This window comes from Micromonospora sp. II, assembly GCF_001709195.1.
Classification (GTDB): Bacteria; Actinomycetota; Actinomycetes; order Mycobacteriales; family Micromonosporaceae; genus Micromonospora; species Micromonospora chalcea.
Genome location: NZ_LYXF01000007.1, coordinates 1 through 21,716, shown reverse-complemented (window position 1 = coordinate 21,716; position 21,716 = coordinate 1). Strand labels below are relative to the sequence as shown.

General features: G+C 67.5%; 16 protein-coding genes, 1 tRNA gene and 3 pseudogenes. 18 read left to right on the top strand and 2 right to left on the bottom strand.

What is annotated here, in order from left to right; translation table 11 throughout:
• Positions 1-189: 189 nt before the first annotated feature.
• The 3 genes from A8711_RS04185 to A8711_RS04175 all read left to right on the top strand — a co-directional run bounded on the left by A8711_RS04185 (position 190) and on the right by A8711_RS04175 (position 1,965).
• The gene (locus tag A8711_RS04185; protein ID WP_043326130.1) at positions 190-444 is read left to right on the top strand and encodes a hypothetical protein; all 255 of its coding nucleotides are present in this window, start codon (positions 190-192) and stop codon (positions 442-444) included.
• Positions 445-553: 109 nt separating this feature from the next.
• Positions 554-1,084, top strand: coding sequence for a kinase (locus A8711_RS04180; RefSeq protein WP_069087502.1), 531 nt, complete (start codon positions 554-556; stop codon positions 1,082-1,084).
• A 47-nt stretch (positions 1,085-1,131) separates the two neighbouring features.
• Positions 1,132-1,965, top strand: coding sequence for a MerR family transcriptional regulator (locus A8711_RS04175; RefSeq protein ID WP_069087501.1), 834 nt, complete (start codon positions 1,132-1,134; stop codon positions 1,963-1,965).
• Between the two features lie 65 nt (positions 1,966-2,030).
• Here the strand turns inward: A8711_RS04175 and A8711_RS04170 are convergent, their stop codons facing one another.
• Entirely contained in the window at positions 2,031-2,765 is a 735-nt protein-coding gene (locus tag A8711_RS04170; RefSeq protein ID WP_069087500.1) for a trans-aconitate 2-methyltransferase, read from the bottom strand.
• Between the two features lie 77 nt (positions 2,766-2,842).
• Between A8711_RS04170 and A8711_RS04165 the strand changes: the two genes are divergently transcribed.
• From A8711_RS04165 to A8711_RS04150, 4 genes are all read left to right on the top strand, one after another.
• Positions 2,843-5,902: a VWD domain-containing protein gene (locus A8711_RS04165; RefSeq protein WP_069087499.1), complete on the top strand. Its 3,060-nt coding sequence runs from the start codon at positions 2,843-2,845 to the stop codon at positions 5,900-5,902.
• A 63-nt stretch (positions 5,903-5,965) separates the two neighbouring features.
• A tRNA-Lys gene (locus tag A8711_RS04160) sits at positions 5,966-6,041 on the top strand.
• Between the two features lie 595 nt (positions 6,042-6,636).
• The gene (locus tag A8711_RS04155) at positions 6,637-7,368 is read left to right on the top strand and encodes a hypothetical protein (RefSeq protein ID WP_069087498.1); all 732 of its coding nucleotides are present in this window, start codon (positions 6,637-6,639) and stop codon (positions 7,366-7,368) included.
• A 296-nt stretch (positions 7,369-7,664) separates the two neighbouring features.
• Positions 7,665-8,339 carry a YdcF family protein gene (locus A8711_RS04150; RefSeq protein WP_069087497.1) on the top strand — a complete coding sequence of 225 codons (675 nt, stop codon included), beginning with the start codon at positions 7,665-7,667 and terminating at the stop codon, positions 8,337-8,339.
• Between the two features lie 6 nt (positions 8,340-8,345).
• Here A8711_RS04150 and A8711_RS04145 read toward each other — a convergent pair whose 3' ends face one another.
• A complete protein-coding gene (locus A8711_RS04145) occupies positions 8,346-9,572 on the bottom strand; it encodes a helix-turn-helix domain-containing protein (protein WP_176722749.1) in 1,227 nt (408 codons plus the stop codon).
• 370 nt (positions 9,573-9,942) lie between these two features.
• Here A8711_RS04145 and amcA (A8711_RS32340) point away from each other — a divergent pair, with 370 nt between their 5' ends.
• The 11 genes and pseudogenes from amcA (A8711_RS32340) to A8711_RS04090 all read left to right on the top strand — a co-directional run.
• Complete coding sequence (gene amcA / locus A8711_RS32340) at positions 9,943-10,107, top strand: multiple cyclophane-containing RiPP AmcA (RefSeq protein WP_176722748.1); 165 nt, start codon at positions 9,943-9,945, stop codon at positions 10,105-10,107.
• On the top strand, positions 10,104-10,451 hold the full coding sequence (locus A8711_RS04140) for a hypothetical protein (RefSeq protein ID WP_064446953.1): 348 nt from the start codon (positions 10,104-10,106) through the stop codon (positions 10,449-10,451). Before amcA (A8711_RS32340) ends, A8711_RS04140 begins: the two co-directional genes overlap by 4 nt.
• A pseudogene (gene amcB, locus A8711_RS04135) lies at positions 10,448-11,584 on the top strand (cyclophane-forming radical SAM peptide maturase AmcB). The gene A8711_RS04140 and the pseudogene amcB overlap by 4 nt, the downstream one beginning before the upstream one ends.
• Entirely contained in the window at positions 11,581-11,763 is a 183-nt protein-coding gene (amcA, locus tag A8711_RS04130) for a multiple cyclophane-containing RiPP AmcA (RefSeq protein ID WP_069087495.1), read from the top strand. Before amcB ends, amcA (A8711_RS04130) begins: the two are co-directional and overlap by 4 nt.
• Before the next feature lie 61 nt (positions 11,764-11,824).
• On the top strand, positions 11,825-12,487 hold the full coding sequence (locus A8711_RS04125) for a pentapeptide repeat-containing protein (protein WP_069087494.1): 663 nt from the start codon (positions 11,825-11,827) through the stop codon (positions 12,485-12,487).
• Between the two features lie 15 nt (positions 12,488-12,502).
• Positions 12,503-12,797: pseudogene (locus A8711_RS31315) on the top strand (kinase); the annotation flags it as partial.
• A gap of 632 nt (positions 12,798-13,429) precedes the next feature.
• Positions 13,430-14,352 (top strand): annotated as a pseudogene (locus A8711_RS33100) (transposase family protein); the annotation flags it as partial.
• Positions 14,353-14,457: 105 nt separating this feature from the next.
• The gene (locus tag A8711_RS31910; protein ID WP_069087491.1) at positions 14,458-14,880 is read left to right on the top strand and encodes a hypothetical protein; all 423 of its coding nucleotides are present in this window, start codon (positions 14,458-14,460) and stop codon (positions 14,878-14,880) included.
• 535 nt (positions 14,881-15,415) lie between these two features.
• Entirely contained in the window at positions 15,416-17,830 is a 2,415-nt protein-coding gene (locus A8711_RS04100) for a type I restriction-modification system subunit M (protein WP_255365593.1), read from the top strand.
• The gene (locus tag A8711_RS04095; RefSeq protein ID WP_083296922.1) at positions 17,827-18,972 is read left to right on the top strand and encodes a restriction endonuclease subunit S; all 1,146 of its coding nucleotides are present in this window, start codon (positions 17,827-17,829) and stop codon (positions 18,970-18,972) included. Before A8711_RS04100 ends, A8711_RS04095 begins: the two co-directional genes overlap by 4 nt.
• Positions 18,969-21,716: type I restriction endonuclease subunit R (locus tag A8711_RS04090; protein WP_069087490.1), on the top strand; the 2,748-nt coding region annotated here is incomplete at its 3' end. The genes A8711_RS04095 and A8711_RS04090, both read left to right, overlap by 4 nt.

The window sequence follows — 21,716 nt, the reverse complement described above, 5'->3', positions numbered from 1 at the left end:
CGTCCGCAGGTGAAACACCATCGGTGTCAAACGGGCCGGGAGGCACCCATGACGTTCCACCGAGCGCGGCCAGCCTGGTGGCGGGGTGGAACCGGCCCGTGGGGGCGCCTTGTGCCGCCGCCCTAAGCTGATCATGGTCGTGCGACCACGATGGACGGTCGGGCGACGATGATGAGAATGGGAGAAGACGTGAAAGCCTTCCGACGGCCGCGGATCCGCAGCCTCGTCGCCGCCACCTCGGTCGCGGGCGCCCTGGTGCTCGGTCTGGGCGTGCCCGCGTACGCGGACTACTCGAGCCCGACCTACCCGACCCTGAAGGCCTGCAACGAAGCCCGGCCCAAGTACCAGTCGTCGTGGACGAAGCCGCAGGCGTGCCGCCCCATGTACAACTGGGACGGCACGAAGGTGATCGGGTACGCGTTCCTGGTGATCACCCGGGCCTAGTAGCCCGGAGCGCCCGGGCCGGGTCGCCCGTCGGACTGCCAGGGGCAGCGCCGGCGGGCGACCGCCGCCGTCGGCATCCGACCGCGGCAGCCGAAGCCAGGGAGGCGCCGTGCCCGCTGAGACCACCGGGAGCCCGGACACGGTCCTCGTCTGCATCAGGGGCAACTCCGGCTCGGGCAAGAGCAGCATCGCCCGTGAGCTACGACACCGGCACGGCCGGGGATGCGCCCTCGTCGAACAGGACTACCTGCGCCGCATCGTCCTGCGCGAACGGGACAAGCCCGGCGGCGTCGCGCCCGCCCTGATCGAGCAGACCGTCCGGTTCGCGCTCGACCACGGCTACCACGTGGTCCTGGAGGGCATCCTGTACACCGGCCGCTACCGCGACATGCTGACCTCGCTGCGGGACGGCCACCGGGGGCGGTCGCTGTTCTGCTACCTCGACGTGTCGCTGGCCGAGACGCTGCGCCGGCATCTGACCCGCCCGCAGGCCGGTGAGTTCACCGCCGAGCAGATGAGCGGCTGGTACGCCGCGCACGACATCCTGGGCTGGCCCGGCGAACTCGTCCTCCCGGAGAGCACCGGCTTGGAGCAGGCGGTCGAGACGATCGCGGCCGCCGCCGGGCTGCCCCAGCGTTAGGCGGCGGCGCTTGCCCTTGCGGTTACTGAAGGGGGCAGGCTGGGATCATGTTGTCGATCAGCGAGTTCAGCCAGATGTGTCACCTGTCGCCGCAGGCGCTGCGCTTCTACCACGCCGAAGGGCTGCTCGTGCCCGCCGAGGTCGACGACCGGACCGGCCACCGCTCGTACGCCTTCGAGCAGGTGGAACGCGCAATGCTGATCACGCTGCTGCGGGACACCGGAATGAGCGTGAAGCTCGTCCGGCGTGCCCTCGACGAACCGGACCAGGCGCTCGCCCTGCTCGACCGGCACAGCGACGAGGTCCGCCGGGAACGTCAGGCTCAGGCGGACGCGATCGCTGCCGCCCGCGCCGTCTTCGAGGCGCAGCCCGCACCGCGGTTGCGGCACGTGCCGGCGACGACTGTGGTGGCGCGGCTCGTGCCGGGCACACCGCTGGGCCGGGACGCGCAGGAGTGGGACCGGGCCGAGGAGATCATCCAAGCGGCGGCGGCCGAACTGGTCACCGCCGTGCGGCGGGCGGGCCTCACCTGCCTGGGTGAGCCGTGGCGGACGCTGGCGCTGGAGACGCCGGAACAGGACCGGCGCGTACTCGACGGCGCCGGGCCGTTCTGGACGGTCAAGGTCGCGGTGGCGGGCACCCCGGAGACGCTGCCGTCCCTGCCCGCCGGCCTGATGGTGCAGACGCCCGAGGCCCACGACGAGTTGTCCATCTTCATGCCGGGCCGCAACACCATGGCCAAGTACTGCACTGTGGTCCTGCGCCTGCTCGACGCCGTACCGCCCGACGGCGACCGGTTCGTCAACCTGGCGCGGCTGCGTCAGGAGGTCCGCCCCGAAGGCGTGCTCAGCAGCGCGCCGGTCGAGCGACGCCCGGCGTGACCGAATGAGCTGCGGACTCGGCGAGCCGCTTGAGGTTCAGCAACTATCGGCGGGTCATCACCAGGTCACTGAGCATCGGCGCGGCCCAGCACGAGCGTGGTCCGCAGGTCGAGCACGACGGTGCCGCCGAAGTCGTCCACCAGCCGGTCCAGGGCGGCGATTCCGCGCTGCTGCTGCTCGGGGGTGCGGGACAGGTACGGCCCGAACGTGCGCATCAGCGCCAGGTACCGCTCCTTGTCCAGCGGCAGTTCCCGCCGGAACACCTCGCGGCGTACGTCGTCGAACTGCCCGCTGTCGAGGATGTCCCGGTGGAACCAGTCGACGGGCCGCTTCCGGACGGTGGGGTCGACGGATCGCAGTGCGGCCCGGACGGCGGCCTGCTGGCCGGCGTCGGCGTAGTCGTAGCGGTGCCCGAAGACGGCGAGCGTGCCGCCGGGTGCCAGGGCGCGCCGGGCCAGGGCGTTGCGGGTGGCGGCGTCCAGCCAGTGCCAGGCCATCGCGCAGGCGAGCACGTCCACCCCGCCGGCCGGCGGCGACCACCGCTCGAACGTCGTTGCCTCGACGCGGGCGTCCGGGAACCGCTCGGCCAGCCGGGCCGCCATCCGCGCGTCCGGCTCCAAGCAGGTCAGCGGCGCGCCGAGGCGGGCCAGCACGTCGGTGCCCTTCCCGGTGCCCGCGCCGACCTCGACCACTGAGGCCGGGGTACCGCCGTGGTAGGCGAGGATCGACTCGGCGATCTCCGGCGGATAACCGGGCCGCGCGCGCTCGTACAGGTCGGCGACCGTACCGAAGAGCTTCATCACCAGCAGGATACGGCTCCGACCGGTCCCCGACAGACCGCGCGGAAACCGGCCCACCCGCTTCTACAGTCCGCACCATGAGGTGGACCCTGCGGCTGGCTGCGGCGCTCGGCGTACTCGTGACCGCTCTGCCGACCGGGGCGGCGAGCGCCGCCGCGGCGCCCGCCGACGGCGGCCTCGGCCTGGCGCTGCGGCCCGGTCAGGCCGACTACCGCGCCGGGGACCAGGTCCGCCTCGACCTCACCGTCACGAACGCCACCGGCGCGGCCTGCGCGCTCGCCACCAGCGCCGTCGGCACCGTGCAGATCACCGGGGTACGCCGGGACGGGCGCGACGTCACGCCGACGCTCGCCCGCAGCTTCCACGACGACGGGATCGGCGCCGCCGCCACCGCCGGACTGACCACCGTCGAGCCGGGCGCGACCGCCACAGTGACCTCGACCGGGGTACGGCTGCGTGACGGCGAGGTGGTCCTCCGCTCGGTGGCCGCCACGCCGGACGGCGGCGGGCTGGACACGCTCTGGCCGGTCGGCGCACCCGGCCGGTACGAGGTGACAGCGGGCTACGTGACGCTGCCGGTGACCGGCGCGGCGGACCTGTGCGCGGGCGCGACGGTGCTGCGGACCAGCACGTTCACCGTGTCCGACGACGGCGGTCCCGGCCGACGCTGGCTCTGGCTCGTCGGTGGGGGAGTCCTCGCGCTGCTCGTCGTCGCGCTGGTCGTGCTGCTGCTGGTACGCCGCCGGCCGACCGCCGCCGTCGTGGCGCTGCTGCTGGTCGCCGTCGGCGCGTACGTCGGTGGTGGTGCCCGGCCGGCGCGCGCCGACTACGGCGTCGACCCGACCGCCGGGGTGCCGGTCAGCGGCGTCGACTTCCAGGCGGCTGTCGACGGCTGCCTGGCCGGGTTCGCGCTACCCGGCGGCGACCCGTCCGGCCTGCTGCCGAGGCTGCGCGACAAGAAGAGCCCCCGGGTGCGGATCATCCCGACCACTGGTGGCTCCGGCGCGTTCGAGACGCCGGACAGCGCCGACGGCAAGGGCTCCTCGACCGTCACGTGGAACCCGACCTCCACCGACCCGTACGACGACGGGGTGGCCCGTGACCCCTGCGCCGCGCTCTACCACGAGCTGAACCACGCTGACGACATCTCTCGGAACGCGGTCCCGCAGGGCGCGTGCGGCGGCACCGGCATCCCTACCGCCGAGGTGAAGGCGACGCTCGCGGAGAACCGCTACCGGGCGGCGAAGGGGCTGCCGCCGCGCACCGAGTACAAGGGGAAGACGCTGCCGAAGAGCCTCGACGAGTGCAAGAAGCCGGCCAAGAAGACGCCGCCGCCGAAGGGGCCGGTGAAGCTCTGCGAGGACGGCGCCGACTGCGGCGGCAGCAACGGCGACCCGCACCTGGTCACGTTCGACCGGGTCGCCTACGACTTCCAGGCAGTCGGCGAGTTCACGCTGGTCGCCTCCACCGGTGGCGACCCGCTGGAGGTGCAGGTGCGGCAGGCCCCGATGGCGGGCACGCGGACCGCCTCGGTCAACTCGGCTGTCGCGTTCCGGGTCGGCGCGCACCGCGTCGCGCTGACCCTCACCGACGGCGGCACGCGGGTACACGTCGACGGCGCGCCGCTCGCCGTACCACCGGACCGCACCGACCTGGCCGGCGGCGGCACGCTCACCCGCCGCCCGTCGGACACCGGCCCCACCGACGGGTACGACGTGACGTGGCCGGACGGCTCCGCGGCGGCGGTGGACCAGATCGGCCGGTACGGCTACCGGATCCTGGTGCGGCTGGCCGAGACCCGGGCCGGAAAGGTACGCGGACTGCTCGGCGACTTCGACGGCGACCCGGCCGACGACATCGCGCCCGCCTCCGGGGCGCCGTTGGCCCAGCCGGTGCCTTTCGGCAAGCTCTATCCCGCGTACGCGGACAGCTGGCGGATCGCCGCGGACCGCTCGCTGCTGCACTACGACGACGGGCAGGACACCGGCACGTTCACCGACCGCGCGTTCCCGGAACGGGAGGTCACCGTCGCCGACCTCGACCCGGCCCGGCGCGCCGCCGCCGAGCAGGTCTGCCGCTGGGCCGGCGTCACCGCGCCCGCCCAGCTCGCCGAGTGCGTCTTCGACGTCGCGGTCAGCGGGCGCCCCGAGTTCGCCGTCGCCGGCGCGAGCACGGAGCGGGTCGCCCCACCGGCGGCCACCCCGATCACCGCCGTACCCGTCGCCACCGCCACGCTCGCCCCCGGCGGCGCGCCGCTGACGTTCACCGCCCGCGCCGGGGACGCCGTCTTCGTCGACGCCACCGCGCCCGGCATCGGCGACCGCTGCTCGCCGTACGTGCTCACCGAGCCGGGCGGCCGGGAGATCGCCAGTGGCTGCAACATCAAGGGCAACGGGTACGTCGACCGCGTCGACCTCACCGCCACCGGCACGTACGCGCTGCGGGTCGTCGCGGCGCCCGGCGACACCGGCCGAGCCGCCGTGCGGGTGTACGCGGCGCGGGACAGCGACGGCACGCTGCAACCGAACGGCCCGGTGGTCACCGCGACCGTCGAGCAACCCGGCGCGCGGGCACGCTACCGGTTCACCGGGCGCGCCGGCGAGCGCGTCTACGTGGAGGTGCCGACGAGCACGCTCACCGACCAGTGCTCGCCGCTGGAGCTGCGGGACGCCGAGGGGCGGCTGCTGCGCAGCGGCTGCGTGATCAACGGGACCGGCGAGGTCGACGGCACGGTGCTGCCCGCCGACGGGACGTACACGGTGGTGGTCGACCCGACCGAACGCGGCACCGGCACGACCACGCTGCGGCTGGTCACCAGCCGGGACCGCGAGGCGGCGATCACGCCCGGCGGGCCACCTGTCGTCGCCGTCGTGGAACGGCCCGGCGCGGTCATCGGCTACCGGTTCACCGCCTCAGCCGGCACGTCGGTGACGGTGAGCGCGACCGCCTCCGACCTGCCGGACCAGTGCGGCGTGCTGGCGCTGCGCGCGCCCGACGGCAGCACCGTCGGCAGCGGCTGCGTGATCAACGGGGCCGGTGAACTCGGGCCGACCGTGTTGCCGGCCTCCGGGGCGTACACCCTGGTGGTGGACCCGTCGGGGGCCGCGACCGGGCAGGTCACGCTGGCGGTGCGGTGAGGCCGACCCTGGATTTCGGGGGTGCTGGGCGGGCGTGCTAACGTCTCGTCCCGTTGTCAGCGAGCGCCGCTAGCTCAACTGGCAGAGCAGCGGACTCTTAATCCGCGGGTTCGGGGTTCGAGTCCCTGGCGGCGCACCAACGATCAAAGCCCCAACCTGGTGTCACGCACCGGGTCGGGGCCGTTTTCGCGTACGTGGTTGCCGGGCGGTTGCCCGGCGGGTGCTCGGGAGCCGTTGGACCGGGCTGGCGTCGGTGGGACACGGCGGGGTGCTCCGGGACGCCGGTCGGTGGCTGCGGCGCGGGATGGTCGGGCGGCCGCGGTCGATTTGGGCGCCGACGTCAAGAATGCCCTGACCGCTGGAGGGATCTCGACGGAGGAAGGACCATGGTTTCCAAGGCTGATTGTAGGCAGCGACAACAGGCTGCGGCTTTCGCTGAACTCAGACGGAAACGCAGGCGAAGTCCACCGTCATGCACTGGCGAACTGCATCGTCAGAACTCTCCGCGCGGCGAACTTCAAGGTCAGCTGGCCCGAGATGCCCAACGAGCACGATGTGGCCGGCCCGTTGGCTCGTGGGGCGGCCCTCTTTTGCGAGAGAACTCCCGACTGAGCCGACCGACGGGCAATTCGTCGTGTCTGTGGGCCGCAACGGAATAATCTGCCGCTTCCGATTCTTCTCGCCCGTCCTGCGCGGCTGACGGAAACGTCTCACCCAACGCCTATCGTGGTCGGATGGCTAAGGAAGAGATCGTAGTCGCCTTCGCGCCACACGGACGGCACCCGGTTGGGAACATCTGGCGGTTCACCGCCCAAGGGACCGACTTCTACCTGAAGGCCGTCGGGCGGCGGAACTCCCTGTTCCACCTGTCTGCCCACGGGCCAAACCAGCAGCATCCCAGCGGCCACCGCTTCCACCTCAAGGTGGACCAAGCAGCCGTGACCAGACGCGAGCGGTCGGGCGACTTCCTGGTGCACAGCGTGCCGGATGCGGGGCATCCGGTGACCGGTGAAGAACTGGCCCCGGGAGTGTTCCGCGTTGCGCGAATCCGCTGGCAGCGGGAGCTGCAGGACGAGCCATTTACAGAATATGCCGCTTACCGCGGGGCGTTGCCGAAACTTACCGACACCCGGGCCGGTCGGGTATTGCAGAGATCTCTCGACGTCGGCGAGGCGGCCGACCTAGACGTGGTGATCTCCTACGATAAGGAGCACTGGCTGGAGGGCGAAAAGTCGCTTGAGGACAACGCCCGGCTGGGCCCGCTCCGCAGCGACGCCGGAATGTACCTGACCGTAGTGTCGTACCACCGGAGCGGAGTGGAGGAACCGACCCCGCTGGAGCTGACCGTTCCGTCGCCCCGGCTCGGCGAAACCCCCATCCCCATGCTTTGCATCGGTCCAGATGACGCCGGCACCATGTACTGGTTTGTGGAACAAGTGACATCCCGGGAGTTCCTCGAAGGCTGAGGCGTTATGGCACACCGAGCGACAGGTCAAGACCTGCCGCAGATCGCGCGGCTCACTCCGTGCTCAGTACAGCCTTCCGCGAGGCCGGCGAAATCGTGTCGTGGATTCAGGTAGGCGGGCTGGCGGCGACGGAGCGAGTGGCTGCCGATGGCGCGCCGATGGTGCCGGCCCGGCCTGAATGTGACCCGGTGGACAGAGGAGCCGTAGCTGATCTGATCCGGCCCGGCCTACGCTGACGCCATGAGGGAATGGGGCGTGAATCAAACTCCGGTGCTTGCCCTACCTGGTGGGCGCTGATGGACCGGCAGGCGGCGGCGCCGACTCACGTGCTCCCAGACGAGGTCCGGGCTGACGTGCGGACGTTGTGGCGCTACCACGACATGCATCACGAGCTGCGCCCATGCGACGTCGGCATTGGGTTGGGCAGCCATGATCTCGGCGTTGCCGTGGTCGCAACGCGGCTGTTTCAGGCGGGCCTGTTCCCATGGATCGTTTTCACCGGTGCGAACGCCCCAACTACTGTCGAGCGGTTCCCGCGGGGAGAGGCGGTGCACTACCGCGAGTACGCCGTCGATCAGGGTGTGCCCCCGGAAGCGATTCTTGTGGAGCCGAGTGCCACGAACACCGCCGAGAATCTCCAGTTCTCCCGCGCGCTTCTGGCCGAACGCCAGATTCCGGTGAAGTCGGTGCTGATCATGTCTCGGCCGTACCAGCAGCGTCGGGCCTACGCCACCTGCAGGCTGATGTGGCCCGAGGTCGATGTGGTGTGCGCGTCGAACCCGCTTGACCTGGACGACTACGTGCGCAGCATCGGCGACCCGCGGCGGGTGGTGGACATGCTGGTCGGCGACACGCAGCGGATCGAGGTGTACGCCGAGCGCGGGTTCGCGATCCCCCAGGAGATGCCGGACGAGGTACGGGAGGCCTTCGGGCGCCTGGTAGCGGCTGGCTACACGAGCCGGCTGATCTGAGCCCAGCTACCAGCGCGGTCCTCCCGACCGGACGCCCATCCGGTCGCTGAGTTCGACGGCCAGTCGAGGTGGCCGGGGGCGGGTGAGGATGTCCCGGACAAGGTCGCGGGAGAGCGAGTGGTAGCGCACCTGGTCGGGGCCGATGACCTCGGCGTCCAGGAGCGCGGCGAGCGCGTCGTCGATGCGGTTCCACCGGGCAAGGGCTCGGGCGGTTTCGATGGCGTGCCGAACCTGTCGCTCGACGGGCACGGTGCTGGTGTCGAGTGGGGCGCCGATGGCGATGGCGCGTTGCACGTCGCCGAGTTCCATCGCCACGGTCGTTTTGTGGATCGACACGTTGGTCGGGCCGAACGCGGTCCACACGTGGTTGCCGTCGGCGCCGAGCCGTCTTGCGGCGGCGTCGGCCTCGGTGATGTGGGTGTCGGCCGAGGCGCGATCGTCGTCTCGGGCGGCGGCCAGCGCGCAGACGAGGTGCAGGCTGCCGTAGACCGACAGCAGCTGCGGAGTCGGCTTGGCGAGCCGGGGTTCCAGGAACCGCGCCGCCGTGGCGGCGAGGCCCAGGGCTTGGGCGTACTCCCCGATGGATGCCAGCGAGTGTGCGGCGGAGCGGCTGAGTGAGCCGATGACGACGTGATCCTGGCTAACGTTGGCGGCGGCCAGCCCTCGGCTGGCAGCGGTCCACGCGAGGTCGCCCTCGCCGAGCTTGGTAAGGAACAACGCGGCGAGCTGGTGCGCGTAGGCGGTCATCGCATGCGCGCGCTGGCCGTCGTCGCCGTCGTACGCCTCGGTGGCGGTGAGGCAGTCGTGGATGAGGTAGGGCAGTCGGCGGGCGAGGGTGCCGTACCGCGAGTGCTGGTAGGCGGTCCAGATCTCGGCGACGTCGTTCTCGATCTCGCGCAGGGCGGGTGCCTCGACGTCCACCGTGCTGGCAAGCGCCGGCGCGAGGTGACGGTAGTCGTGGAGCGCGGCCCGCAAGGCCGGGATCGTCTCGCGCCCGGAGTCATCCGACCACTCGAACAGGCTCGGCGCACCGATCAGGTCGCCGAGGGACACGTCGAGGGCCTTGGCGATCGCGCGGATGACCGACAGCCGGTCGAGGTCGGCCCGGTTGGTCTCGACCTTGCGTAACCACTCCTGCGTCTTGCCGACCAGACCGGCCAGCACCTCCTGGGAGAGCCCGCGTCGACGCCGGTAGAAGGCGACGCGCTGGCCGATCGTCATGTCGTCCGTCATTCCTCGCACACCGTCACCCTGCCTGCTGAAGGCCGCCGGACCCGGTACGGATTTTCCCGGTCCTCCGGACGGACCGCCCCTACGTTCAGTTCACCCCAGATCACCGGCGCGTGTCGATGCCGATGTCAGGGATGACTGACAGGGAGCTGCAGATGGAGGGATCGATGAGCGGCGCACCACACCACGGCTTGGGCCGCTGGCTCGGCCCGTCCGGGAGCGAACTGTCTCGGCGCTTTCCCCGCCTGCGTACCGCCATGAGGGCTGCGTGGGTGGGTGATCGGCGGTCTGCTTCCAGCCGCCGTGATGCGGCGGCGGGCTCGCCCTTCCCCCGGCGAGCCCGCCGCTCATCGTCCCTGACGGGGGTGGCGACATGACGGTCTACGTCTCGCGTAACGCCATGGCCAGCCAGGCGCGGCGCCCCGAGCCCAGGTGGACGGCCTCGCCGGGGCAGGTGTGGCCCGCTGATCCGCCGCTGCTCACCTTCGTGTGGCGTCGGCTGTTCGAGCAGCAGGCCCGCGAGGGCGGTCGCCCGTGACCGGGCCGCAGCGTCGTCCCGCGGTGAACCGGCTCGTACCCGCCGAGGTGGAACATCTGCCGATGCGCCCGCTGTGGCTGTGCCGCCGATGCGGGCAGCCGTGGCCCTGCGGCGCAGCGAAGCTCGCGCTCCTGGCCGAGTACCGAGAAGTGCCGGTGAGCCTGTTCCTCTACCTGGCCGGCTGCCTGCACGACGCGATCGACGACCTGCACCGGCTCAACCCGAGCGTCACGGGCAGCGCCGCCGACATGTTCGACCGGTTCCTCGGCTGGCCGGCCCGCCACGCTCCCGCCTATCGGGTCAGCACCACCACGGCCAGCATCGACGAGGAGGCCACCTCGTGAACGGCCTCGGCCTCATCAACGCCACCGGCCAACCGGCGGTCTCCGGCAGCTTCCACACCCTGGTCGTGCAGCCGACGAGCTTCTGCAACCTCGACTGCACCTACTGCTACCTGCCCGACCGGAGATCCCTGCGCCTGATGAGCGGCGTGGTCGCGCAGGCCTGCGCCGAGTCGATAGCCCAGCAGAACAGCAGTCATCCGGTGAGCGTCGTGTGGCACGGGGGTGAACCCACCGCCACACCCACCGGGCTGTTCCGGGACCTGTTGGCCCCGTTCGAGGAGCTGCGGCGTGCGGGGATGGTGCGTCACGAGATCCAGACGAATGCGACGCTGATCAACCGCCAGTGGTGCGAGCTGTTCACCGCTTACGGGTTCGAGGTCGGGGTCAGCATCGACGGACCGGGCGCGTTGAACCGTAACCGCCTCGATCGGGCCGGCAACCCGACGGACGCTCGCACCCTGCGCGGCATGCACATGCTGGCCGACATGGGGCTGAGGTACTCGGTGATCTGTGTGGTCACCCCGGAAACCATCGACCACGCGGGAGCCCTCGTCGACTTCTTCACCGGCCTGCCTGGTTGCGAGTCGGTGGGCTTCAACATCGAAGAGCAGGAGGGCGCTGACCGCGCACCGGTCCCGGAGGATGACGCGTACCGGTTCTGGCAGCGCCTCATCGCACGTCGCGTCGGCGGCAGCCCGCTGCGGATCCGCGACGTGGACCGGCTGGCCGACTATCTCGCCGCCACCCGTTCCGGCCACGTCGACCACGCCCCGTACGAGCCGATCCCGACCGTCTCCTGGGATGGGCAAGTGGTGCTGCTGTCACCGGAGCTGCTCGGCATCACCGAGCCGCGATACGGCGATTTCATTGCCGGCAACGTCCTCCAACAGCCGATCACCGCCATGCTTGCCGGCGCCGGCGAACTGGACTACGTCGCCGAGTTCGTCACGGCCCTCAACGACTGCGCCGACCACTGCGCCTTCTACGACTTCTGCCGGGGCGCCCAGGCCGGCAACCGCTACTTCGAGCACGCCACGTTCACCGCCCGCGAGACCACCTATTGCTGAACCACCCGACAGGCCCTCGTCCGCGCCGCCGCGGACTACCTCACCCCTCAAGGAGGAGCACCATGATCAACGCTCTCGCGGTCCTCGTTCACGCCGCACCCGAGCAACTCGCCCGCCTCGGCGTCGACCCGCAGCGGTCGGTAGCGTCGATCGACGCGGCGAAGTTCGACAACCGCCCCACCTGGGCCAACAAGGGTAGGTTCGACAGTCGACCCGGCTGGGATAACTGGAACAAGAAGAAGTAGCCCCCGCCATGGGGCGCGCGGGGTGACGTGCCCACCCCGCGCCCGCAGAGGTTGAGGACACATGCGCACCACCACGATCGGCGACGTGAAGGTCCTGCTGCCGGACCTCGAACCGGACGACCTCGACACCACGACGGACCTGGTGAACGGCCTCACCGAGGCCCTCGTCGAGGGCTCGGCGTGGCGCGGCTCGCACCTTGAGGACGCCAGCATCCGCAGCAGCATGATCACCGGTGCGGACCTGAGCGAGAGCACCTGGGAAGCCGGCAGCCTCTACGGCTGCGAGATCACCCGCACCGACTTCTCCGGAGCGACCCTGACCGGCATCACCATCGAACGCTGCGCGATCACCGGCTCCCGGTTCACCGGCACCAGACTCACCGACGTACGCCTCAAGGACGTCCTGTTCGACGGCTGCCGCTTCGACTACGCCACCCTCCAGCGCGTCGCCGCCGCCGGCTCGGTCGCCTTCACCGACTGCACTCTCACGAACGGCGCGTGGTCGTCCTGCCGACTACCGCGCATCGCGCTGCGGTCATGTGACCTCGCCGGCCTGGAATTGGACTCTTGTCACCTCGACGGTGCCGACCTGCGGGGCAGTCGCCTCCACGGGCTCAAAACGCCGCTGGACAACCTGCGCGGCGTCACCCTTGGCGAAGACCAAATTCCTGACCTCACCTACCTGACCGTCGCCGCCCTCGACCTCACCGTGCGCAACGACTGAATCCGAGGAGACGTCGTGGTCGCTGAATCGACCGGCAGCCCGGACACGATCCTCGTCTGCATCCGGGGCAACTCCGGCTCGGGCAAGAGCAGCATCGCTCGGGAGCTGGGGCGCCGGCACGGCCGGGGCTGCGCTAGGACTACTACGCCGCATCCTGCTGCGCGAGCGGGATCTGCCCGGCGGTGCCGCACCGGCGTTGATCGCGCAGACCGTTCGGTTCGCGCTGGACCACGGCTATCACGTGGTGCTGGAGGGCATCCTGCACAGCAGCCGCTACCGCAGCGCGCTGACCGCCCTGCGGAACGGCCACCGGAACGCCGCCCGCAACCACTACGAGCCGCTGCGCTCGGCGTTCGGGAGCTTCGTCGCCGAGACCACGTTCATCAGCAACTGCAACCTGATGCTGGAAGGAACCTCCGACCAGGTCCTGCTCGCCGGTATGTCCGCCCGGCTTCGGCGGCAGAAGACCGGCGACATGGACAACCTCGACCTCAACACACTTGCCCTGGTGCCCGCCGGGTCAGCCCAACACATCCGTACCTGGCCCGAGGCCGCGATGTCGACCGCCCGGCAGTCATCGTCCTGCTCGACAGTGACACCGCCGGAAACCAAGCGGTCAAGTCCCTCAAGAAGAGCCCGACCGGCAAGCCTGTCATCGACCTGGAGTTCATCCTGCAACTGGGCGACTTCCCTGCCGACACCGTCACCAGTTCGAACCCGACCGGCGTCACCGCCATCGAAGACCTTGTTCCCGTCCCTATCGGCATCGCCGCAGTCAAGCGCTACGCCGCCGAGTTCCTCGACCCGCAGCAGGCACAGAAGCTCCAGGCGCTCAAGCCGAAGGACATCACCTTCGGTGAGCCTTTTCCAAGCTGATTTTGCAGCTCAGGAGGGGTGCGGTAGGCCCGGTGATCGATGGGTGCGAGGCTTCAGGTGGGACAGCTGTCGACCAAGACTCGAAGCCCCGACCGGGAGCCTCGCCATGCTGTCCTACCCGCCACGATTCCGTTGTCCAGCCGCACCCTGAACCACCTGGCCGAACGCATCCGCGGCCACCGTCAACAGCGCCGGTCCCGGTGGCGGCGCCTCGAACCCGGCCGGCAGGCGCTGCTGGCTCTGGCCCACCTGCGTAACGGCGACACCTACGCCCGGCTCGCGGCCGGCTTCGCCATCGGCGTGGCCACCTCCTGGCGGTATGTACAGGAAGCGATAGCCCTGCTCGCGGCGGCCGCCGATGACCTGGACACCGCCATGGAACGGATCCGCCGACTGGCGTACGCAATCCTGGACGGCACCCTGATTCCGATCGACCGGGTCGCCGACCAGCGACCGTACTACTCTCCGGGAAACACAAGCACCACGGCGTAAACGTGCAGGTCATCGCCGATGCCGCTGGCCGGCTCGTCTGGGCTTCACCAGCGCTGCCCGGTTGCGTCCACGACCTGACCGCAGCCCGAGCCCACGGCATCATCGACGCGCTGAGCAGGGCAGACGTGATGACCTTCGCCGATAAGAGCGGCCGAGCCACGCAGCAGCTCCCGCCTTATCGTGAGGCGTCGAACGCCGGGGATACGAAAGGAGTCGCGGCAAGAGCCCGACCCGCTCTGCACCCATTAGGGCTACCAAGGAGCCCGTGGCAGCGTGCACACACCGTTCAAACGGCGCCGCTTCCGCCCGAAGCTGTCACGCCGGCAGAAGGCCGTGAACCGCGCCCACGCGAAAATCCGCGCCCGCGGCGAACGCGCGATCGCCACCCTCAAAACCTGGAAGATCCTGAACAAGCTGCGCTGCTGCCCACGACGAGCGACCCCGATCGTCCAGGCCATCCTCGTTCTGCACCACGTCGAAGCCAACCCTACGCAGCATGAAAAGGGCTCGGTGACTGCGCAGGCACCCAAGACGCGCTCGAAGGCGCGGCAGCAAGGCTGGTCGACGGTTTCCACCTCGACAAGGTCGGCTTCGCCCGAAGCATGCTCGACGTCGTCCGCTACGAGAGCGACCTCACCCAGGCGGCAGAGAGTATGGACGCCAACTTTCGTGTCCTCTTCCGAGAACTTCGACAGCTCCAGCGGCGCGCACCGCGGGAGGCCGCCACAGAGAAGACCAGCGCGAAGATCAAGCGGGTCAAGCGCTCCTTCCTGCTTGATCACCCCACCTGGGCCAGCCGCGAGGCCGCCCTCCTGCTGCTCGACGATATCGAGACCGGGCTCGACAGCTCCGTCGACGCCGAGGATCTGAAAAGCCAGATCCGCGGCGTACGCCGAGACTTCACCCTTGACGACGAGCCCACCGAACCGATCCCTGACTTCCCCGGCTTCCGGAGCGCCCTCGACAAGCTGGTATATCGCGAGATCAACGAGGCCCAAGAGGCGCAGCCGAGCGCGCCCAGGTAGACGCGCGTCGACACGACCGAGCCCCGCCGGTCAGCGGCCGTTCCTCGTAGCCCTATAATCCGCACGTCCTACGGAATCCCTGCAGTTCGCCAGTTGCTCCCAGACGGAACTACGTCCGGGGCATCTGCGGCTGGCGATGTCCTCCCGAGCTATCCCACGCCGACGCCGAATCCACCGTCGCCGTCGTCCCTCGGCGTCGTGGCACGACCAAGCCGGCGTAGTCCGAGGGGCTGCTCACACATCGCCAGTAATGTTGCGTCAGCCGGCAGTGCCGCCCGCTGGCCGCACTCCAAGCCAAAGGAACAGGGCCAGACTGGCCGGCATCGGGGTGAGCCCTCGTCAGTGCCCGACGCTATCGTTGGGGAACGCAGTTTGGGCGTTGCTCACTGTGATGAATCTGTCGCTCAGCGGCATGTGAAGGATGGACGCCTCGGCATGGACAAGTCGCACTTTTGCCCCATCGCGGCTCCCGGGCAGGCTCTGCTCTCGACGTGGACAAGGGGGTGACGTGACGTTGGCTCTCAAAAAGTCGGACCTGTATAGCTCACTCTGGCGAAGCTGCGACGAGCTCCGCGGCGGCATGGACGCCAGCCAGTACAAGGACTACATCCTCACGCTGCTGTTCGTGAAGTACGTAACGGACAAGGCCAAGTCTGACCGAAGTTCGCTGATCGAGGTCCCCGCAGGAGGGTCGTTCGATGACATGGTCGCCCTCAAGGGCGACAAGGAGATCGGCGACAAGATCAACAAGATTATCGGCAGGCTCGCCGAGGCCAACGGGCTCGAGAAGGTCATCGACCTGGCCGACTTCAACGACGAGGAGAAGCTCGGCAAGGGCAAGGAGATGCAGGACCGGCTCTCCAAGCTGGTAACGATCTTCGCTGACCTGGACTTCCGAGGGAGCCGCGCCGAGGGCGATGACCTGCTCGGCGACGCCTACGAGTACCTGATGCGGCACTTCGCCACGGAGTCGGGCAAGTCGAAGGGGCAGTTCTACACCCCGGCCGAGGTCTCGCGCGTCCTCGCCAAGGTCGTCGGCATCGGACCGGACACCCGGCAGGACCACACGGTCTACGACCCCACGTGCGGGTCGGGCTCGTTGCTCCTCAAGGTGGCTGACGAGGCGCCACGGGGCATCACGATCTACGGCCAGGAGAAGGACAACGCGACCTGGGCGCTAGCCAAGATGAACATGATCCTCCATGGCAACGAAGACGCCGACATCCGCAAGGGCGACACGATCACCAACCCGCAGTTGATCACGGGCGTACAGCTGCGGACATTCGACTTCGCCGTCGCCAATCCGCCGTTCTCGATCAAGTCGTGGAGCAACGGCCTAGAGAATGAGTACGGCCGCTTCGAGCTCGGCCGGCCGCCGGAGAAGAACGGCGACTACGCCTTCCTGCTCCACATCCTCAAGTCCCTCAAGAGCAACGGCAAGGCCGCAGTCATCCTGCCGCACGGTGTGCTCTTCCGTAGTAACGCTGAGGCCGGCATTCGTAAGGAACTGTTGCGCCGTGGCTACATTAAGGCCGTCATCGGCCTGCCCGCCAACCTCTTCTACGGCACCGGCATCCCGGCTTGCATAGTCGTCCTCGACAAGGAGGATGCCCAGGCGCGGACCGGCGTCTTCATGATCGATGCATCCAAGGGATTCATCAAGGACGGCAACAAGAACCGCCTCCGAAGCCAAGATATACACAAGATCGTCGATGTCTTCAATCGGCAGATTGAGATCGAGCGCTACTCGCGCATGATTCCGCTCCACGAGATCGCCGATCCGAAGAACGACTACAACCTCAACATCCCGCGCTACATCGATTCCTCCGAACCGGAGGACATCCAGGACCTCCACGCCCACCTGCACGGCGGCATCCCGGACCGCGACCTGGACGCGCTGAGCGGGTACTGGGAGGCGTTCCCGAGCCTTCGCGCCATGCTCTTCGAGCCAAACCGCCCCGGCTACAGCGACCTTGCGGTCGGCGTAACCGAGGTGCAGCAGACCATCCTGGACTCCGACGAGTTCCAGAAGTTCGCTACCGATGTGCGTGGCCAGGTTGACGACTGGTTCGCAGCCCACCGGCCCATCCTGCAAGCGATCGACGCCAACACCGTTCCGAAGGACCTGATCGCCCACATCAGCGACGATCTACTGGCCCGGTTCAAGGACACCCCACTGCTCGACGAGTACGACGTCTACGAGCAGCTTATGACGTACTGGCACGGCGTCATGCACGACGATGTCTTCCTCATCATGAACGATGGGTGGCTCGACGCGGCAAAACCTCGCAAGACCATCGAGGACAAGGAGCGCAAGCTTTCCGAAACCCCGGACCTAGTCGTTGGCTCAGGGCGTAGTGCCACGAAGTACAAGATGGACCTCATCCCGCCTGCGCTCGTCGTCGCCTGCTACTTTGCAAACGAGCAGGCCGAGGTCGACACGCTGAACGCGGCGGCCGAGGAAGCCGGCCGCGCCGTCGAGGAGTACGTCGAGGAGCACGCTGTCGAAGACGGCTTGCTCGCCGAGGCGATGGACGACGGCAAGATCTCAAAGGTGCTCGCTTCGACGCGGCTCAAGGTAGCCCGGCACGAAGGAGCTGACTCAGAAGAGATCAAGGCTCTCCAACACCTAATCAAGCTGTACAACGATGAAGCCATCGCCAAAAAGGCTACCAAGGAGGCCCAGGCCGCGCTCGATCTGGCGACCCTCAAGAAGTACGGCGACCTCACGCTGCCCGAGATCAAGCAGCTTGTGCTCGACGACAAGTGGCACGCCACGGTCGCGGATCGTATTGCCCGCGTGGGCAGCTCGCTGACGCTTGCCCTGGTTGCGCGGATCCAGGTACTTGGTGAACGGTACGCCCTGACCGTTAGTACGCTCGATGCCAAACTAGAGAGGCTCGAAGCGAAGGTCGCCACTCACCTGGCAGACATGGGGGTCGAGTCATGACCTCGTCGACCATCTTGTCAACGTGGAACGAGATGGCGTTGCTCGACTTGGTGACGATCAAGAGCGGCCAAGTCGATCCCCGGGCACCTGCGTATCGGAACCTTCCGCTTATCGCACCGGACCACTTGGCTTCTCAGACGGGACGCTTGCTGAAGAAGGAGTCGGCGGCGGCGCAAGGTGCCATCAGCGGCAAGTACCTTGTGAAGCCCGGAGACGTCATCTACAGCAAGATTCGCCCATACCTGCAGAAGGCATACAAGTGCGACTTCGACGCACTCTGCAGCGCAGACATGTATCCGTTCACCCCGCGGCCAGGCGTCGACGCCTCCTTTGTTCTGCACACGATTCTTGGTAGCGACTTCACGAACTTCGCAACGAGTGTGTCTGCGAGGAGCGGGATCCCGAAGATTAACCGTGCAGAGCTGTCCGAGTACCGGCTGACCGTCCCACCCTCGCGTGAGCAGAGGGCGATCGGTCGCGCGCTAGATGACGTAGACGACTTGATTGCCGCGCTGGAGCGGATGATTGCCAAGAAGCAGGCAATCAAGCATGGCGTGATGCAGCAGCTCCTGACCGGCACGACCCGCCTCCCTGGTTTCACGGAACGTTGGGAGCTGAGGCGACTTGGTGATCTACTGGCGTACGAGCAGCCTGGCCGTTATTTGGTGTCGAGCACCGAGTACGGTGATGTCGGTACGCCAGTTCTGACTGCCGGTAAGACCTTCGTCCTTGGCCGCACAACGGAGAGGCACGGCATCTACTACTCGGTGCCGGTAATCATCTTCGATGACTTTACTACGGCATCAAAGTTCGTCACCTTTCCGTTCAAGGCGAAGTCTTCGGCAATGAAGATCTTGAGCGCTCGCTCGGGTGTGAATCTTCACTACATGTATGAACGGATGCAGTTGATCGACTACCCAGTAGTCGACCACAAGCGACGATGGATCGCGGAGTACAGCAAGATCGAGGTCGAAGTTCCCGACGACGCCGAGCAGCGTGCGATTGCGTCGGTCATCGATGACGCAGGCGCAGAGGTCAACGCACTGGAGGTTCGCATCGCTAAGGCTCGTGCGATAAAGGCTGGAATGATGCAGGAGCTCCTGACTGGCTCTACTCGTTTGCCAGTGGAGGCTGCGTCATGAGTAACGTCGGGCAGCCTGAACGCAAGGCTCAAGACCGCGTCATTGAGTTGTTTCGGGATTCGTTGGCTTACGAGTACCTCGGCAACTGGGAGTACCGCGACGGGAACTCGAACGTCGAGGTCGAACTGCTTGCGCAATACCTCCGTGCTCGCGGCTACAGCGACAACCTCATCAACAAGGCGGTCGACAAACTGAAGAGCGACGCCTCGCTCGGTGGTGGCCGTGACCTGTACGAAGCGAACCGTGACGTCTATGGCCTGCTGCGCTATGGGGTGAAGGTCAAGCCCGGTGTGGGCGAGCAGACGGAGACGGTGTGGCTCATCGACTGGGCACGCCCGGAGGCCAACCACTTCGCCCTGGCCGAGGAAGTGACGGTGTTCGGGCAGCACACCAAGCGCCCTGACATCGTGCTGTATGTCAACGGCATCGCCTTCGGGACGCTTGAGCTGAAGCGCTCGAAGGTCGCGGTTTCCGAGGGCATCCGGCAAAGCTACGGGAACCAGCGACCCGAGTTCATCCGGTCGTTCTTCACGACGGTGCAGCTCGTGATGGCTGGCAACGACGTGGAAGGGCTGCGCTACAGCGTCATCGACACGCCGGAGAAGTACTGGCTGGCGTGGCGTGAGCCGTCTGACATCGSCGACCCGCTCGATCGCTCCCTGACCCAGCTCTGCTCGAAAGAGCGTCTGCTTGAGCTGGTCCACGACTTCGTGGTGTTCGACGCGGGCCAGAAGAAGACCTGCCGGCACAACCAGTATTTCGGCGTCAAGGCGGCGCAGGAGCGCATCGCCAAGCGCGAGGGTGGCATCATCTGGCACACGCAGGGGTCCGGCAAGTCGCTGACCATGGTGTGGCTGGCCAAATGGATTCGCGAGAACCAGCCGGATGGCCGCGTGCTACTCATCACCGACCGCACCGAGCTGGACGAGCAGATCGAGAAGGTCTTCCGTGGTGTCAACGAGTCGATCTATCGAACCAAGAGCGGCGCCGACCTGCTGACCACCCTTAACACGAGCGAGGAGTGGCTCGTCTGCTCGCTGGTCCACAAGTTCCGCGGCTCGGAGGACGAGTCGGCCCGCGACCAGGCCGAGAGCGGGTTCATCCGCGAGCTGAATGCGACCGTCCCCAAGGACTTCCGCGCCAAGGGCAACCTCTTCGTCTTCGTCGACGAGGCTCACCGCAGCCAGTCGGGCAAGATGCACGACGCCATGAAGGCGCTCATGCCGGGTGCCATGTTCATCGGCTTCACCGGCACGCCGCTGCTCAAGGCCGACAAGGCCACCACGATCGAAAAGTTCGGCAGCTTCATCCACACCTACAAGTTCGATGAGGGTGTGGCCGACGGTGTTGTGCTCGACCTGCGCTACGAGGCGCGCAACATCGACCAAGAGTTGACCTCACCCGAGAAGGTTGACAAGTGGTTCGAAGCCAAGACAAAGGGCATGACGGACCTATCCCGGGCTGAGCTCAAGAAGCGCTGGGGCACCATACAGAAGGTTGTCAGCTCGGAGCCGCGTGCCCGGCAGATCGTCAACGACATCCTGCTCGATATGGAGATCAAGCCGCGCCTGTCGGATGGCCGTGGTAACGCGATCCTGGTCAGTTCCAGCATCTATCAGGCGTGCAAGTTTTACGAGCTGTTCACGCAGGCCGGGTTCAGGGGCAAGTGCGCCATCGTCACGTCGTACGCGCCGCAGGCGGGGGACATCGCCAAGGAAGACTCCGGACATGGCGCTACCGAGCGACTGCGCCAGTACGAGATCTACCGGCAGATGCTCGCCGACCACTTCAACGAGCCTGCCGACAAGGCGATGGCCAAGGTCGAGCAGTTCGAGAAGGACGTCAAGGACCGCTTTATCAATCATCCCGGTCAGATGCGGTTGCTCATTGTCGTAGACAAGCTCCTGACCGGCTTCGACGCCCCGAGCACCACCTACCTGTACATCGACAAAAAGATGCAGGACCACGGGCTGTTCCAAGCCATCTGCCGAGTCAACCGCCTCGACGGCGATGACAAGGACTACGGCTACATCGTCGATTATCGGGACCTGTTCAACTCGCTTGAGTCCGCGATTACCGACTACACGGGTAGCGCTCTGGAAGGTTACGAGAAGACGGACATCGAGGGCCTGCTGTCCGACCGGATCGAGAAGGCCCGCGAAGACCTCGACGAAGCTCTGGAGAAGATCCGGGCGCTGTGTGAGCTGGTCGAGCCGCCGAAGAACACCTTGCAGTATCAGCAGTACTTCTGTGCCCGCGAGCAGGGCAACGCCGAGCAGCTTAAGGCCAACGAGCCCAAGCGTGTGGCGCTATATAAGGCTGTGGCCGCCGTGACTCGCGCGTACGGCAACCTCGCCAACGAGATGAACGCCGCTGGCTACAGCGATGCCGAAGCCGCAGCGATCAAGGACGAGATCACCCACTATGCCAACGTGCGCGACGAGGTCAAGCTGGGCGCCGGCGAGAACGTCGACTTCAAGCAGTACGAGGCTGGCATGCGCCACCTGCTTGACACCTACATCAACGCAATACCCTCCGAGGTGGTGTCCGACTTCCAGGACGCCGGGCTTATTCAGCTGATTGTGCAGATGGGTGCCGGTGCGCTCGACAGGCTTCCCGCAGGAATCAAGAAGGACCCTGAAGCGGTAGCGGAGACGATCACCAACAACATGCGCAAGGTGATTATCGATGAGCGCGCAATGAACCCCAAGTACTACGACAAGATGTCCGAACTGCTCGACGCC